Here is a 14,367-nt window from a genome sequence, read left to right as displayed (position 1 = left end):
TCTCCATGCCCCCACGTCGGCACATTGCCTGGATAGCCTGCCTTGCAGTGCTGTTCAACCTGCTGGCCATGCCGCTGTCTTCTGCCGCGCCCAAGGGCCCGGCCGAGCAGCTGCTGTGGGGGGCTTTCTGCTCCAGCATGGCCAACAAGGCCAAGGTCGATGTCCAGGCCCTGGCCAAGATCGACCTGGGGCCGCAAAGCGACGACAGCGCCAGCATGATGAACTGCTGGTGCTGCCTGGGTGCAGCGCCACTGCTGGCCTTGCCCAGCTACCCGCCCCAGTTGCACAACCCGCCGCTTCTGATCGCCGGGCACCTGCCGCACCTCGCCGACTACCAACCCACGCCGCGCCAGCTCTGGCCCGCGCTCAATCCCCGTGCCTCTCCGCTGGTCTGAGTTCACTACGCTGTCCTTCAGAACCTGAACAGACCGGAGACTCACCCATGCTCAAGCAAGCCCTCGTCCTGGCCGCCCTGCTGCTGCCCGGCGCCTACGCCAACGCCCACGAGTACAGCGTCGGCGACCTGCACATCGCCCACCCCTGGTCGCTGGAGCTGCCGCCGAACGCGCCTAACGTGGCGGCCTACTTTGTCGTGCACAACAACGGCAAGGCCGATGACCGCCTGCTTTCGGTGAAAAGCCCCATCACCGACGACGCCCAGTTGCACGAGCATGTGATGAGCGCCGCCGGCGCCATGAAGATGCAACATGTACCTAGCGTGTTGGTCCCGGCCGGCAAGGATGTGGTATTCGCCCCCAGCGCCTACCACGTGATGATCATGCAGCCCAAGGACCGCAGCCTGCTCACCGACGGCAAGCGCTTCCCGCTGACCCTGCACTTCGAGAAAGCCGGTGACGTCACGGTCGACGTCGCGGTGCAGAAGCAGCCGCCGGCCGAACAAGCCGCAGCGCACGAACACACGCACTGACCGACTGACAGGCGCTCGCCATGAGCCTGCCGCGCTACAGCTCCGCCCGCAGCACCCGCCCTGATCGCAGGCGCGTCGGTGGAGGCTGGCTGAGCCTGTTCGCCATGTGGATGATCTTCATCGGCCCGCTGGTTTCCCAGTCGATGCCGATGGAGCACCACGCCGGCATGGCCATGCCCATGGACATGTCGATGAGCATGCCCATGGCCCACGCTCACGACGAGCACCATGGCCACGGCAACGATGGCCAGCTGCATGTCATGTGGGAGAAGTGCGGCTATTGCAGCCTGCTGTTCAACTGCCCCGCCCTGCCCCAGACCCTCAGCCCGCTGACTGCGGGCAGCCAGATCCCCCCTGTCCACCTGGCCAATGCCACGCGCCAGGGCCATGCCCGGCAGGCTGTATTCCCCGGCGCCCGCAGCCGCGCGCCACCCCGTTCGATCGTCGCCTGAACACAACGCGATAAACGCCCGAAGCCAGGAGGCTTCGCGCTGACTCATGACTGATCGACTGGAATCATTATGTCCGGCTGCACCCCTGTTTTTGCCCTTTCCCTGCGTGGGACCATCGCCGTACTGTGCGGCTCGCTGCTCGCGCCACTGGCCTTTGCCGCCGAAACCGGCCACGAAGGCCACATCCACGACACTGCCGAGCTGAGCCCGACGGTGATCACCGCCATCGCCCCGAGCTCGCCGCTGACCGTGGTCACCAACCCCAAGGACCCGCGCCAGCCCGCGCCAGCCAGCGACGGCGGCGACTACCTCAAGACTATCCCTGGGTTCTCGGTGATCCGCGCTGGCGGCACCAACGGCGACCCGGTACTGCGCGGCATGTTCGGCTCGCGGCTGAACATCCTCACCAACGGCGGCATGATGCTCGGCGCCTGCCCGGGCCGCATGGACGCCCCGACCTCGTACATCTCCCCGGAAACCTACGACCGCCTCACCGTGATCAAGGGCCCGCAGAGCGTGATCTGGGGCCCGGGCGGTTCGGCTGGCACCATCCTCTTCGAGCGTGACCCGGAGAAATTCGGCGAGCTCGGCAGCCGGGTCAACGGCAGCGTGCTGGCCGGCTCCAACGGCCGCTTCGACAAGGTGCTCGACGCTGCCGCCGGCAACCAGCTCGGCTATGTGCGCTTCGTCGGCAACCAGTCGCACTCGGATGACTTCGAAGACGGCAACGGTGACACCGTGCCGTCGCGCTGGGACAAGTGGAACGGCGATGTCAGCCTCGGCTGGACCCCGGACGCCGACACCCTGCTCGAACTGACCGCCGGCAAGGGCGATGGCGAGGCACGCTCCGCCGGGCGTGGCATGGACGGTTCGCAGTTCAAGCGTGAAAGCCTAGGGCTGCGCTTCGAGAAGTCCAACCTCGGTGAAGTGCTCGACAAGGTCGAGGCGCAGGTCTACTACAACTACGCCGACCACGTGATGGACAACTACACCCTGCGCTCGACCGTCGGGATGCCGATGGCCAGCAACGTCGATCGCCGCACCCTCGGCGCACGGATCAAGGCGACCTGGCGCTGGGCCGATGTACAGCTGATCAGCGGCATCGATGCGCAAACCAACGAGCACCGCAAGCGCAATGGCATGGGTATCGACACGTACAAGGCCAAGCCCTGGGACAAGGACGCCGACTTCCACAACTACGGCGTTTTCGGTGAACTGACCTGGTACGCCACCGGCGAGGACCGATTGATCACTGGTGCGCGCCTGGACCGGGCCTCAGCCCGCGATTTCCGCAAGGACATCGCCACCAGCGGTGACACCCGGGCCGATACCTTGCCCAGTGGCTTTGTGCGCTATGAGCACGACCTGGCCGCCGTACCGGCCACCACCTACATAGGCCTTGGCCACACTCAGCGCTTCCCGGACTACTGGGAGCTGTTCTCGCCCACCCTGGCCCCAACCGGTTCGGTGAACGCCTTCGACGGTATCAAGCCGGAGAAGACCACCCAGCTCGACTTCGGCATCCAGTACCGCGACGAACGCCTGGAGGCCTGGGCTTCGGGCTACGTCGGCCAGATCCGCGACTACATCCTGTTCGACTACGTGCCTGGCATGGGCGGTATGGGCAGCCGACTCGTTTCCCAGGCGCAGAACATCGACGCCCGCATCATGGGCGGCGAACTGGGCGCGGCCTACAAGCTGACCGAGAACTGGAAGGCCGACGCCACGCTCGCCTACGCTTGGGGCAAGAACAGCAGTGATGGCAAGGCGCTACCGCAAATGCCACCGCTGGAAAGCCGCCTGGGCCTGACCTACAGCCGCGACACCTGGAGCGTCGGTGCCCTATGGCGCCTGGTGGCCGAGCAGAACCGCATCGCCCAGAACCAGGGCAACGTGGTCGGCAAGGACTACGACAAAAGTGCCGGCTTCGGTGTGTTCTCGCTCAACGGTGCCTACAAGGTGAACAACAACCTCAAGCTCAGCGCGGGCGTCGACAACCTGTTCGACAAGGCCTACGCCGAGCACCTGAACCTGGCCGGGAACGCCGGGTTCGGCTACCCGGCCAACAGTACCCAGCCGGTGAACGAGCCAGGCAGGACCTTCTGGACCAAGGTCGACTTCAGCTTCTGACAACAACAAACGGGCGCGGGGCCTGACCGCGCCCACACAAGGTCTACGGGAGGCTCCCATGAGCAAACCAAACGTTTCCTTCTACAACCTGGCGTGGCGCTGGCATTTCTATGCCGGGCTGTTCGTGGCGCCGTTCATGATCCTGCTGGCGCTTACCGGGATCGTCTACCTGTTCAAGCCGCAGCTCGACCCATTGATGTACCGCGAACTGATGGTGGTCGAGGCCGGTCATCACCGGCAAAGCGCCGACACCCTGCTGGCCAACGTGCGCCAAGCTTATCCACAGGGGCAGGTGGGCCAGTACCTGCCCGCGATCAGCGCCGAGCGTAGCGCGCAGTTCGTGGTATATGACGGCGGTCGCGAGCTGAATGTCTTCATCGACCCGTACAGCGGCAAGGTGCTGGGCGAGCAGGATGGCAAGCAGAACCTGCAGGCCATCGCCCGCTCCCTGCATGGCGAACTGATGGTCGGCACGGTCGGTGACCGACTGGTGGAACTGGCGGCGGGCTGGGGCATTGTCCTGGTGGTGTCCGGGCTCTATCTCTGGTGGCCACGCGGGCGCAGCAGCGCGGGCGTGCTGTGGCCACGTTTCAGCGCGCGCGGCCGCTTGCTGTGGCGCGACCTGCATGCCGTCACCGGTTTCTGGGGCTCGGCCCTGCTGCTGTTGATGCTGCTCAGCGGCATGACCTGGACCGGGCTGTGGGGCAAGCAGTACGCCGACCTGTGGAACCGCTTCCCGGCGGCCATGTGGAACGATGTGCCCAAGTCCGATAAAGAAGCGCGCGACCTCAACAGCGCCCATCGCCAGACCGTGCCCTGGGCCATGGAGAACACGCCGATGCCAGTGTCCGGCGCCCATGCCGAGCATGCCGGGCACCACATGATGGATCACGCACCAGCCGCGCCGCAGGTGAGCCTGCAGCAGGTCGAGGACGTCGCCACCCTGCGCAAGGTCGAGCCGGGCTACAGCATCACCCTGCCGACCAGTGCCGAGGGCGTGTTCACCATCGCGGTGTTCGCCGACGACCCGCGCAACGACGCCACCCTGCATGTCGACCAGTACACCGGGCAGGTGCTGGCCGACGTGCGCTGGCAGGACTACAGCCCGGTGGCCCGCGCCACGGAGCTGGGGGTGATGCTGCACGAAGGCAAGATGTTCGGGGCGTTGAACCAGCTCGTCATCCTGCTGGTGTGCCTGATGATCCTGCTGGGTTCGGTGAGCGGGCTGGTGATGTGGTGGAAGCGCAAGCCGGCCGGTGGGCTCGGAGTGCCGCCACTGCGTCATGACCTGCCGCGCTGGAAGACAGCAGTGGCGGTGATGCTGGTGCTGGGCATCGCCTTCCCGCTGGTGGGGTTGTCCATGGTGGTGATGTGGGTGGTGGATAGCCTGGTGGTGCGGCAGCGGGCCTTGGCCCGGGCCTGAGACCTTGCTTGGCTGTTCCGGCCTGATCGCCGGCGAGCCGGCTCCCACAAAGGTGGATGCGATCCCTGTGGGAGCCGGCTTGCCGGCGATGAGGCCAGCCCATGCAACCATTGACTCCAGTCATGTCGAGCACCGCGCTGTACCGCCAAGATCGTGCCGATCTGCCACACCCGCGATTGGAACGCGACGTGATAGCCTACGCGGCTTTCGCTCACAAAAAGACTGACCCTCAATGGAATGCAGCCTATGACCCGGACCTCCCAGACACCCTCCGAAGAGCAGCACCTGCAACGCAACCTGACCAACCGTCACATCCAGCTCATCGCCATTGGCGGCGCCATCGGCACCGGCCTGTTCATGGGCTCGGGCAAGACCATCAGCCTGGCCGGCCCGTCGATCATCTTCGTCTACATGATCATCGGCTTCATGCTGTTCTTCGTCATGCGCGCCATGGGCGAGCTGCTGCTGTCGAACCTCAACTACAAGTCGTTCATCGATTTCTCCGCCGACCTGCTCGGCCCCTGGGCCGGCTACTTCACCGGCTGGACCTACTGGTTCTGCTGGGTGGTCACCGGCATCGCCGACGTGGTGGCGATTGCCGCCTACACACAATTCTGGTTCCCCGACCTTCCGCAGTGGATACCGGCGCTGAGCTGCGTGGCCCTGCTGCTGTCGCTGAACCTGGTCACGGTGAAGATGTTCGGCGAGATGGAGTTCTGGTTCGCCCTGATCAAGATCATCGCCATCATGGGCCTGGTCGCCACCGGCCTGTACATGGTCATCACCGGCTTCCAGTCGCCGAGTGGGCACACCGCCACCTTGACCAACCTGTGGAATGACGGCGGCATGTTCCCCAACGGCCTGCTGGGCTTCTTCGCCGGCTTCCAGATCGCCGTATTCGCCTTCGTCGGCATCGAACTAGTCGGCACCACCGCCGCCGAAGCGAAGAACCCCGAGCGCACCCTGCCGCGGGCGATCAACTCGATCCCGATCCGTATAATCGTGTTCTACGTACTGGCGCTGATCGCCATCATGGCCGTGACCCCATGGCGCGACGTGGTGCCGGGCAAGAGCCCGTTCGTCGAGCTGTTCGTGCTGGCCGGCCTGCCGGCGGCGGCGAGCATCATCAACTTCGTGGTACTGACCTCGGCGGCCTCGTCGGCCAACAGCGGCGTGTTCTCCACCAGCCGCATGCTGTTCGGCCTGGCCCAGGAGGGCGATGCGCCCAAGGCGTTCGAGAAACTCTCGCGCCGCGCGGTGCCGGCCAACGGCCTGTACTTCTCCTGCACCTGCCTGCTGCTGGGCGCGGTGCTGATCTACCTGGTACCCAATGTGATCGAAGCCTTCACCCTGGTGACGACGGTGTCGGCGGTGCTGTTCATGTTCGTCTGGACACTGATCCTGCTGTCGTACCTGAGCTACCGCAAGCAACGTGCGGCGCTGCATGAGCAATCCACCTACAAGATGCCCGGCGGGCGCTTCATGTGCTACGTGTGCCTGGTGTTCTTCGCCGGCATCCTGGTGCTGTTGAGCCTGGAGGCCGATACGCGCTCGGCGCTGGTGGTGACGCCGATCTGGTTTGTGATCCTGGCGGTGACCTATCAGTTCGTGCGTAGCAGGCGCCAGCCGCGCAATGCGGTGAGAGGCGCGTCGAGCCGCTGATCGCAGGGGGCTGCTGCGCAGCCCTTTCGCTGGCAAGCCAGCTCCCACAGGGTCAGGATTGCGCAGTACCTGTGGGAGCCGGCTTGCCGGCGATTGGGCCGCACAGCGGCCCCGGCGATTGTCAGCCGTGCTCCAACCCTTCAAGCACAGCCTCAGCCAACGCCAACCCCTTCTCCAGCGAATTCTCCGTCGCCGTCAGCAAACTGCGTAACGGCTCCCCGGCCTTCTCCAATGCTGCGGCATTGGTCTCATAGGCTGCCTTCAACGCCGCCACGGCGCACACCAGCGCATCCTCGCTATCGACCCCGGCCTGCACCGAGAGCATCGGCGCATGGGCGTGATTGCAGGTGCCAAAGTGGGAACTGGCGGTGACCGGACGTGATTTGCGCGGGGTGAGGTTGACCAGCGATTCCTGGTTCATGGCTGCACCTCTCGATGAAAGGTGGCGATCTCGATAAATGCGAACGGTGGATCGGGAACGATCTTCTTGAGCATGGTGCTACTCCTTGCAGCCTTCTGAAGTGTATCTCCGTGCCCATACGCCAATATGGGTGGACGGAGCCGTGCGGGTTGGCGTTGCCGGTCAGAAGGTCCGGTGAGCCCGAAGGCTCCCACACACGGCTCCGCCCATAACGGGTGCAACCATGCAGGACACGCTATCGCAAGTGCGATGTGCCCGGTTCTGACAGCGGGACGCCAATCCCGAACCGCAGAAACTACTGCGGTGCGGCACGGTACTCAAGTACCGCTTATGTGTCAAAAGTGTTCATCGCCCCCGGCCCCAATCCTGTGCAGGCCTGTGCAGCAAGCACCATCCTGGCTCCACCCCGCGCCCCGATTCGTCGCACAACCGCTCTATCACGCACATTCCAACGCCCGGCACAGCCTTTGCAATCTCCGATATGGCCAACACCCACCATCACATCGGAGTGAGCACATGAAGCGACGCAGTCTGATCAAGGCCTTCACCCTCAGCGCATCGATTGCGGCGATGGGCCTGAGCTGGAGCATCCAGGCCGCCGAGACCATCAAGGTCGGCATCCTGCATTCGCTGTCCGGGACCATGGCCATTTCCGAGACCTCGCTCAAGGACATGGCGCTGATGACCATCGACGAGATCAACGCCAAGGGCGGGGTCAACGGCAAGCAGCTCGAGGCGGTGGTGGTGGACCCGGCGTCCAACTGGCCGCTGTTCGCCGAGAAGAGCCGCCAGCTGCTGACCCAGGACAAGGTGGCGGTGGTGTTCGGCTGCTGGACCTCGGTGTCGCGCAAGTCGGTGCTGCCGGTGTTCGAGGAACTCAACGGGCTGCTGTTCTACCCGGTGCAATACGAAGGTGAAGAAATGTCGCCGAACGTGTTCTACACCGGCGCGGCGCCCAACCAGCAGGCGATCCCTGCGGTGGAATACCTGATGAGCGAGGACGGTGGCGGCGCCAAGCGCTTCTTCCTGCTGGGCACCGACTACGTCTACCCGCGCACCACCAACAAGATCCTGCGCGCCTTCCTGCACAGCAAGGGCGTGGCCGACAAGGATATCGAGGAGGTGTACACGCCGTTCGGCCACAGCGATTACCAGACCATCGTCGCCAACATCAAGAAATTCTCGGCGGGCGGCAAGACGGCGGTGATCTCCACGGTCAACGGCGACTCCAACGTGCCGTTCTACAAGGAACTGGCCAACCAGGGGCTGAAGGCCACCGATGTACCGGTGGTGGCCTTCTCGGTGGGTGAAGAAGAGCTGCGCGGCATCGACACCAAGCCGCTGGTGGGGCACCTGGCGGCGTGGAACTACTTCGAGTCGGTGGATAACCCGGTGAACCAGAAGTTCGTCGCGGACTGGAAGGCCTACGCCAAGGCCAAGGGCCTGCCGGGCGCCGACAAGGCGGTGACCAATGACCCGATGGAGGCCACCTATGTAGGCATTCACATGTGGGCGCAGGCCGCCGAGAAAGCCAAGTCCACAGACGTCGACAAAGTGCGTGAAGCATTAGCCGGGCAGAGCTTCAAGGCACCGTCGGGCTTCACCCTGACCATGGACAAGAGCAACCACCACCTGCACAAGCCGGTAATGATCGGCGAGATCCAGGATGACGGGCAGTTCAGTGTGGTATGGGAAACCGAGCAGCCGCTGCGGGCGCAGCCGTGGAGCCCGTTCATTCCGGGTAATGACAAGCGGCCGGATTATGCGGTGAAGGGTAACTGAGTGCACTGGGGCTGCTGCGCAGCCCTATCGCTGGCAAGCCAGCTCCCACAGGTACAGCACAGCTTCCGAATTCTTTGTTGGACCTGTGGGAGCCGGCTTGCCGGCGATGAATCCACCGCCGATTTTTCAGGACTGCCCGCATGTTCAGATTCCTGCTCACCCTCCTCCTGTTGCTGCCCCTGGCAACCCAAGCCAGCGAAGGCGAATTCTTCCTTAGCGCCAAGCCCGCCGAACAGGCGCGCCTGCTCGAAACCTGGGCCGCGCAACCCGATGCCGCCCGCCTGCCGCTACTGGACAACCTGCGCCAGGGCCGCATCGCCGAAAGCGACAGCCGCAAACTGCGCCTGAACAACCGCCTGCGCGGCCTGATCGACAACGCCCTGGCCAGCCACCAGCTGCTCAGCGACAACAGCGCAACCCGCCTGGCCGCCGCCCAGCAGTTGCAGAAAAGCGCCCAGCCGGCGCAGATGGCCTTCCTCGACCGGCGTTTCGCCGCCGAACCCGACGCCGCCGTGCACGCCGCCCTCGGCCTGGCCCTGGCCAACCTGCAACTGGGCGCCAACGACCCCGCAGTACGCCTCGCCGCCGTGCGCCTGCTCGGCGAAACCGGCGACCCGCTGGCCCGCACCCGCCTTGAAGCGCTACTACAACCCGACGCCGAAACCGACGCCGCCGTGCGCACCGCCGCCGAAACCAGCCTGGCCCAGGTGCAGCGCAAGCTGCTGGTCGGCGAGCTGCTCGGCCAGGCCTTTAGCGGCCTGTCGCTGGGCTCGATCCTGCTGCTGGCGGCACTGGGCCTGGCGATCACCTTCGGCCTGCTCGGGGTGATCAACATGGCCCACGGCGAGATGCTGATGCTCGGCGCCTACAGCACCTACATGGTCCAGGTGCTGCTGCAGCGCTACGCCCCGGGCGCCATCGAGCTCTACCCGCTGATTGCCCTGCCGGTGGCCTTCGCCGTCAGCGCCGGGGTCGGCATGGCCCTGGAGCGCACGGTGATCCGCCATCTGTATGGCCGCCCGCTGGAAACCCTGCTGGCCACCTGGGGCATCAGCCTGATCCTGATCCAGGCCGTGCGCCTGCTCTTCGGCGCGCAGAACGTCGAGGTAAGCAACCCGGCCTGGCTGTCCGGCGGCATCCAGGTGCTGCCCAACCTGGTGCTGCCGTACAACCGCCTGGTGATCATCGGCTTCGTCCTCGCCGTGGTGCTGCTCACCTGGCTACTGCTCAACCGCACGCGGCTGGGCCTGAACGTGCGCGCGGTCACCCAGAACCGCAACATGGCGGCCTGCTGCGGGGTGTCCACCGGGCGCGTCGACATGCTCGCCTTCGGCCTCGGCTCGGGCATCGCCGGGCTTGGTGGCGTGGCCTTGAGCCAGGTCGGCAACGTCGGCCCGGACCTGGGCCAGAGCTACATCATCGACTCGTTCCTGGTGGTGGTGCTCGGCGGCGTCGGGCAGTTGGCCGGCAGCCTGTGGGCGGCCTTCGGGCTGGGCATCGCCAACAAACTGCTGGAGCCGCAGATCGGTGCGGTGCTGGGCAAGATCCTCATCCTTGCGCTGATCATTCTGTTCATCCAGAAGCGCCCGCAAGGCCTGTTCGCCCTCAAGGGACGGGTAATCGACTGATGAACCAGCCATTGATTGTCACTGCCACGCGCAAGGCCGGCACCCGGGTGTCGCTGGCCGTCGGCGCCGTTGTCGTCCTGGTGCTGCTGGCCCTGCCGCTGCTGTCACTGCTGCCCGATGGGCACAGGCTACAGGTCTCGGCCTATACCCTGACCCTGGTCGGCAAGATCCTCTGCTACGCCATCGTCGCCCTGGCCCTGGACCTGGTGTGGGGCTACGCCGGGTTGCTGTCGCTGGGCCACGGCCTGTTCTTCGCCCTTGGCGGCTATGCCATGGGCATGTACCTGATGCGCCAGGCGGCCGGTGACGGCCTGCCGGGCTTCATGACCTTTCTGTCGTGGAGCGAGCTGCCCTGGTACTGGGCCGGCACCCAGCACTTCGCCTGGGCGCTGTGCCTGGTGGTGCTGGCGCCGGGGTTGCTGGCGCTGGTGTTCGGCTTCTTCGCCTTCCGCTCGCGGATCAAGGGCGTGTATTTCTCGATCATGACCCAGGCCCTGACCTTCGCCGGGATGCTGCTGTTCTTCCGCAACGAAACGGGCTTTGGCGGCAACAACGGCTTCACCAATTTCCGCACCATCCTAGGTTTCGACATCACCGCCCAGGGCACCCGGGCCGTGCTGTTCCTGCTCACGGTGAGCCTGCTGCTGGGCAGCCTGTTCCTGTGCTGGCGCCTGACCCAGAGCAAGTTCGGGCGCCTGCTCACCGCCGTGCGCGACGCCGAGAACAGGCTGATGTTCTGCGGCTACGACCCACGCGGCTTCAAGCTGCTGGTGTGGGTGCTCAGCGCCGTGCTGTGCGGCCTGGCCGGGGCGCTGTACGTGCCGCAGGTGGGCATCATCAACCCCAGCGAGATGTCACCGACCAACTCCATCGAGGCCGCCGTATGGGTGGCCTTGGGCGGCCGCGGCACGCTGATCGGCCCGCTGCTGGGCGCCGGCTTGGTCAATGGCATGAAGAGCTGGTTCACCGTGGCGTTTCCCGAGTTCTGGCTGTTCTTCCTCGGCGCGCTGTTCATCCTCGTCACCCTGTACCTGCCCAAGGGCGTGGTCGGCCTTGTGAAGAAAAGGAGCCAGCCATGAGAAGCGTGCCCCCGGTGCATCCGGAATTCATGCTCGAACCGATCTTCGACCAGGTCGGCAGCGGTCGCGAGGCCATCGGCCTGGGCCGGCGTCGCGAGGCCGGGCTCGACACCCGCCACGGCACGGTGCTGAGCCTGGAAGGGATCAGTGTCAGTTTCGATGGCTTCAAGGCGCTCAACGACCTGAACCTGTACATCGGCGTCGGCGAGCTGCGCTGCATCATTGGCCCCAACGGCGCCGGCAAGACCACGATGATGGACGTGATCACCGGCAAGACCCGCCCCGATTCGGGTGCCGCGTTTTTCGGCGACACCCTCGACCTGACCCGCATGAGCGAATGCCAGATCGCCCAGGCCGGCATCGGCCGCAAGTTCCAGAAGCCCACGGTGTTCGAGGCGTTGACGGTGTTCGAGAACCTGGAGCTGGCGCTCAAGGCCGACAAGTCGGTGTGGGCCAGCCTGTTGGCGCGGTTGAGCGGCGAGCAGCGCCAGCGCATCGATGAGGTGCTGACCACCTTGCGGCTGCTGCCCCTGGCCCAGCGCCAGGCGGGGTTGTTGTCCCACGGGCAGAAGCAGTTTCTGGAGATCGGCATGCTGCTGGTGCAGGAGCCGAAGCTGCTGCTGCTCGATGAGCCGGTGGCGGGGATGACCGATGCCGAGACCGAGTTCACCGCCGAGCTGTTCCGCTCGTTGGCGGGCAGGCATTCGCTGATGGTGGTGGAGCATGACATGGGCTTTGTGGGCAGCATTGCCGACCATGTGACGGTGCTGCATCAGGGGAGAGTGCTGGCGGAAGGATCGCTGGAGCAGGTGCAGGAGGATGAGCGGGTGGTCGAGGTTTATCTGGGCCGCTGATCTTCGTTATCTGCACCGGCCTCATCGCCGGCAAGCCGGCTCCCACAAGGGCGGTAGTTGCACAAATCCTGTGGCAGCCGGCTTGCCGGCGATGAGGCCCGAACACACAAAGCCGATTCGACAAGGACAACACATGCTCAAGATCGACACCCTGCACCAATACTACGGCGGCAGTCACATCCTGCGCGGCCTGTCCTTCGAGGCCAAAGTCGGCGAGGTCACCTGCCTGCTGGGCCGCAACGGCGTGGGCAAGACCACCCTGCTGCGCTGCCTGATGGGCCTGCTGCCGGCCCGCGAGGGTCGTGTGGAATGGGAAGGCAAAGCGATCACCACACTCAAGCCACAACAACGAGTGCAGGCCGGCATCGCCTACGTACCCCAGGGCCGCGAGATCTTCCCGCGCCTGACCGTGGAGGAAAACCTGCTGATGGGCCTGTCGCGCTTCCCCGCCCGCGAGGCACGGGATGTGCCGGCATTCATCTACGAACTGTTCCCGGTGCTGGAGCAGATGAAACAACGCCGAGGGGGCGACCTCTCGGGCGGCCAGCAGCAACAGCTGGCCATCGGCCGCGCCTTGGCCAGCCGCCCGCGCCTGCTGATCCTCGACGAACCCACCGAAGGCATCCAGCCGTCGGTGATCAAGGAGATCGGCGCGGTGATCCGCAAGCTCGCCGGCCGGGGCGACATGGCCATCCTGCTGGTGGAGCAGTTCTACGACTTCGCCGAGGAACTGGCCGACCAGTACCTGGTCATGGCCCGCGGCGAGATCGTCCAGCGCGGACGCGGCGAAAACATGCAGGCCGAAGGTGTGCGCGGCCTGGTTACCATTTAATCTGCAACCACTTCCCTTGCGAGACGCTGTCATGAGTTACCAGATCCGCGACGCCCTGATCGACGACGTGCCGGGCATCCTCGACATCTACAACGACGCCGTGGCCAACACCACGGCGATCTGGAACGAAACCCCGGTGGACCTGGCCAATCGCCTGGCCTGGTTCGAGGCCCGCGCGCAGCAGGGCTATCCAATCCTGGTGGCGGTGGATGACAGCGGCGTGCTGGGTTATGCCTCGTTCGGCGACTGGCGGCCATTCGAGGGCTTTCGCCATACCGTCGAGCATTCGGTGTACATCCGTGGTGGCCAGCGCGGCAAGGGCCTAGGGCCCGTCCTTATGGAAGCGCTGATCGAACGAGCGCGTCTTTGCGACAAACATGTGATGGTCGCCGCCATCGAGAGCGGCAATGCCGCGTCGATCCGCCTGCACGAACGGCTGGGCTTTAGCATCACCGGGCAGATGCCGCAGGTGGGCGTGAAATTCGGACGCTGGTTGGACCTGACCTTCATGCAGCTTTATCTGGATGAAGACACCCTCCCCCCTTCAAGGAACTGAAGCCCAATGGGCTGAACCGGGCGAAGGTGCAAAAGCTGCTGGCGCACAGCGATGCGCAGCGGCGTGGGCTGGAGCCGAGGCCCTCTATCAGTCGCTGGGGTACAGCACGGCAGGCGAGTTTCCTGACTATGCCTGCGGCCCGGAAGCAAACTACCGGGCCACGGCGTTGTACTACAAGTTCAGGCTAGCGCTCGAGTGCGCCACGTCTCATGACAAATGGCGTGCCAGCAAGGTCTTGGGGCGTTCCTCGCTGTAACCGATGAGTTCTTCAACTTTGCTGCCCTTGGAGAAATACAACAGAGTCGGAGCAGATTGCACGTCGTACTTTCCAGCCACCTCCGGGCTATCAGCCAAAGGCATGCGGAAGAATTCCGCACCTGCCTCCGAGGATGCCCAGCCATCCAGCACCTTGCTCATACGCTTGCTAGCGTTCTCGCTACCGTCGGGCTTGTACTTGAAGAACTCGACTACCACAGGCTTCTTAGCCTTCAGGACCTTTTCCTCGAATTGCGCCTCGGTGATTTGCTGCACAGCCATGTCGACGCTCCTGCATAGGTGGATCCGCAGCTAGAGCGCTCACCAAACAGCGTCTACTGGCAAAATTACCAGGTCAGGTTGGC

Annotated in this window: 14 protein-coding genes and 1 pseudogene; 13 read left to right on the top strand and 2 right to left on the bottom strand. The window is 64.8% G+C overall.

Annotated elements, in window-relative coordinates:
• Positions 1-5: 5 nt before the first annotated feature.
• The 6 genes from AAHK21_RS16930 (at position 6) to cycA (ending at position 6,595) form a co-directional block, all read left to right on the top strand.
• Positions 6-395, top strand: coding sequence for a DUF2946 domain-containing protein (locus AAHK21_RS16930; RefSeq protein ID WP_367857845.1), 390 nt, complete (start codon positions 6-8; stop codon positions 393-395).
• A 47-nt stretch (positions 396-442) separates the two neighbouring features.
• Positions 443-928, top strand: coding sequence for a copper chaperone PCu(A)C (locus tag AAHK21_RS16925; protein WP_046854039.1), 486 nt, complete (start codon positions 443-445; stop codon positions 926-928).
• 20 nt (positions 929-948) lie between these two features.
• Positions 949-1,380: a DUF2946 domain-containing protein gene (locus AAHK21_RS16920; protein ID WP_367857844.1), complete on the top strand. Its 432-nt coding sequence runs from the start codon at positions 949-951 to the stop codon at positions 1,378-1,380.
• 69 nt (positions 1,381-1,449) lie between these two features.
• Positions 1,450-3,510, top strand: a complete 2,061-nt coding sequence (locus AAHK21_RS16915; RefSeq protein WP_367857843.1) for a TonB-dependent copper receptor — start codon at positions 1,450-1,452, stop codon at positions 3,508-3,510.
• A 58-nt stretch (positions 3,511-3,568) separates the two neighbouring features.
• Positions 3,569-4,933 carry a PepSY-associated TM helix domain-containing protein gene (locus AAHK21_RS16910; RefSeq protein WP_367857842.1) on the top strand — a complete coding sequence of 455 codons (1,365 nt, stop codon included), beginning with the start codon at positions 3,569-3,571 and terminating at the stop codon, positions 4,931-4,933.
• A gap of 246 nt (positions 4,934-5,179) precedes the next feature.
• Positions 5,180-6,595, top strand: a complete 1,416-nt coding sequence (cycA, locus tag AAHK21_RS16905) for a D-serine/D-alanine/glycine transporter (protein WP_198755609.1) — start codon at positions 5,180-5,182, stop codon at positions 6,593-6,595.
• Between the two features lie 121 nt (positions 6,596-6,716).
• Here cycA and AAHK21_RS16900 read toward each other — a convergent pair whose 3' ends face one another.
• Positions 6,717-7,016, bottom strand: a complete 300-nt coding sequence (locus AAHK21_RS16900; protein WP_046854034.1) for a hypothetical protein — start codon at positions 7,014-7,016, stop codon at positions 6,717-6,719.
• Positions 7,017-7,532: 516 nt separating this feature from the next.
• On the opposite strand from AAHK21_RS16900, the gene urtA reads away from it, so the two are divergent.
• The 7 genes and pseudogenes from urtA to AAHK21_RS16865 all read left to right on the top strand — a co-directional run.
• Positions 7,533-8,798, top strand: coding sequence for an urea ABC transporter substrate-binding protein (gene urtA / locus AAHK21_RS16895; protein WP_046854033.1), 1,266 nt, complete (start codon positions 7,533-7,535; stop codon positions 8,796-8,798).
• Between the two features lie 140 nt (positions 8,799-8,938).
• On the top strand, positions 8,939-10,426 hold the full coding sequence (gene urtB, locus AAHK21_RS16890; RefSeq protein ID WP_367857841.1) for an urea ABC transporter permease subunit UrtB: 1,488 nt from the start codon (positions 8,939-8,941) through the stop codon (positions 10,424-10,426).
• Positions 10,426-11,505 (top strand): urea ABC transporter permease subunit UrtC, encoded by a 1,080-nt coding sequence (gene urtC / locus AAHK21_RS16885; protein WP_367857840.1) that lies wholly within the window; start codon positions 10,426-10,428, stop codon positions 11,503-11,505. The genes urtB and urtC overlap by 1 nt, the downstream gene beginning before the upstream one ends.
• On the top strand, positions 11,502-12,359 hold the full coding sequence (urtD, locus tag AAHK21_RS16880) for an urea ABC transporter ATP-binding protein UrtD (protein WP_367857839.1): 858 nt from the start codon (positions 11,502-11,504) through the stop codon (positions 12,357-12,359). The genes urtC and urtD overlap by 4 nt, the downstream gene beginning before the upstream one ends.
• Before the next feature lie 133 nt (positions 12,360-12,492).
• Positions 12,493-13,191: an urea ABC transporter ATP-binding subunit UrtE gene (gene urtE, locus AAHK21_RS16875; protein WP_367857838.1), complete on the top strand. Its 699-nt coding sequence runs from the start codon at positions 12,493-12,495 to the stop codon at positions 13,189-13,191.
• A 31-nt stretch (positions 13,192-13,222) separates the two neighbouring features.
• A complete protein-coding gene (locus AAHK21_RS16870; RefSeq protein ID WP_367857837.1) occupies positions 13,223-13,747 on the top strand; it encodes an N-acetyltransferase family protein in 525 nt (174 codons plus the stop codon).
• Positions 13,747-14,003 (top strand): annotated as a pseudogene (locus AAHK21_RS16865) (hypothetical protein); the annotation flags it as partial. The gene AAHK21_RS16870 and the pseudogene AAHK21_RS16865, both read left to right, overlap by 1 nt.
• Here the strand turns inward: AAHK21_RS16865 and AAHK21_RS16860 are convergent.
• A complete protein-coding gene (locus tag AAHK21_RS16860; RefSeq protein WP_367857836.1) occupies positions 13,955-14,284 on the bottom strand; it encodes a thioredoxin family protein in 330 nt (109 codons plus the stop codon). The pseudogene AAHK21_RS16865 and the gene AAHK21_RS16860 overlap by 49 nt on opposite strands.
• Between the last annotated feature and the right edge of the window lie 83 nt (positions 14,285-14,367).

Origin of the sequence: Pseudomonas sp. TE50-2 (assembly GCF_040813665.1) — a bacterium.
In the GTDB taxonomy this organism is placed as follows: domain Bacteria; phylum Pseudomonadota; class Gammaproteobacteria; order Pseudomonadales; family Pseudomonadaceae; genus Aquipseudomonas; species Aquipseudomonas soli.
The sequence above is the reverse complement of the archived record's forward strand: the minus strand, read 5'-3'. Positions and strand labels throughout refer to the sequence as shown.

What these genes read in the sequence shown, in the direction of transcription:
- AAHK21_RS16930 (WP_367857845.1), top strand. Translation starts at nt 6, where the DNA reads ATGCCCCCACGTCGGCACATTGCCTGGATAGCCTGCCTTGCAGTGCTG.
- AAHK21_RS16925 (WP_046854039.1), top strand. Translation starts at nt 443, where the DNA reads ATGCTCAAGCAAGCCCTCGTCCTGGCCGCCCTGCTGCTGCCCGGCGCC.
- AAHK21_RS16920 (WP_367857844.1), top strand. Translation starts at nt 949, where the DNA reads ATGAGCCTGCCGCGCTACAGCTCCGCCCGCAGCACCCGCCCTGATCGC.
- AAHK21_RS16915 (WP_367857843.1), top strand. Translation starts at nt 1,450, where the DNA reads ATGTCCGGCTGCACCCCTGTTTTTGCCCTTTCCCTGCGTGGGACCATC.
- AAHK21_RS16910 (WP_367857842.1), top strand. Translation starts at nt 3,569, where the DNA reads ATGAGCAAACCAAACGTTTCCTTCTACAACCTGGCGTGGCGCTGGCAT.
- cycA (WP_198755609.1), top strand. Translation starts at nt 5,180, where the DNA reads ATGACCCGGACCTCCCAGACACCCTCCGAAGAGCAGCACCTGCAACGC.
- AAHK21_RS16900 (WP_046854034.1), bottom strand. Translation starts at nt 7,016, where the DNA reads ATGAACCAGGAATCGCTGGTCAACCTCACCCCGCGCAAATCACGTCCG.
- urtA (WP_046854033.1), top strand. Translation starts at nt 7,533, where the DNA reads ATGAAGCGACGCAGTCTGATCAAGGCCTTCACCCTCAGCGCATCGATT.
- urtB (WP_367857841.1), top strand. Translation starts at nt 8,939, where the DNA reads ATGTTCAGATTCCTGCTCACCCTCCTCCTGTTGCTGCCCCTGGCAACC.
- urtC (WP_367857840.1), top strand. Translation starts at nt 10,426, where the DNA reads ATGAACCAGCCATTGATTGTCACTGCCACGCGCAAGGCCGGCACCCGG.
- urtD (WP_367857839.1), top strand. Translation starts at nt 11,502, where the DNA reads ATGAGAAGCGTGCCCCCGGTGCATCCGGAATTCATGCTCGAACCGATC.
- urtE (WP_367857838.1), top strand. Translation starts at nt 12,493, where the DNA reads ATGCTCAAGATCGACACCCTGCACCAATACTACGGCGGCAGTCACATC.
- AAHK21_RS16870 (WP_367857837.1), top strand. Translation starts at nt 13,223, where the DNA reads ATGAGTTACCAGATCCGCGACGCCCTGATCGACGACGTGCCGGGCATC.
- AAHK21_RS16860 (WP_367857836.1), bottom strand. Translation starts at nt 14,284, where the DNA reads ATGGCTGTGCAGCAAATCACCGAGGCGCAATTCGAGGAAAAGGTCCTG.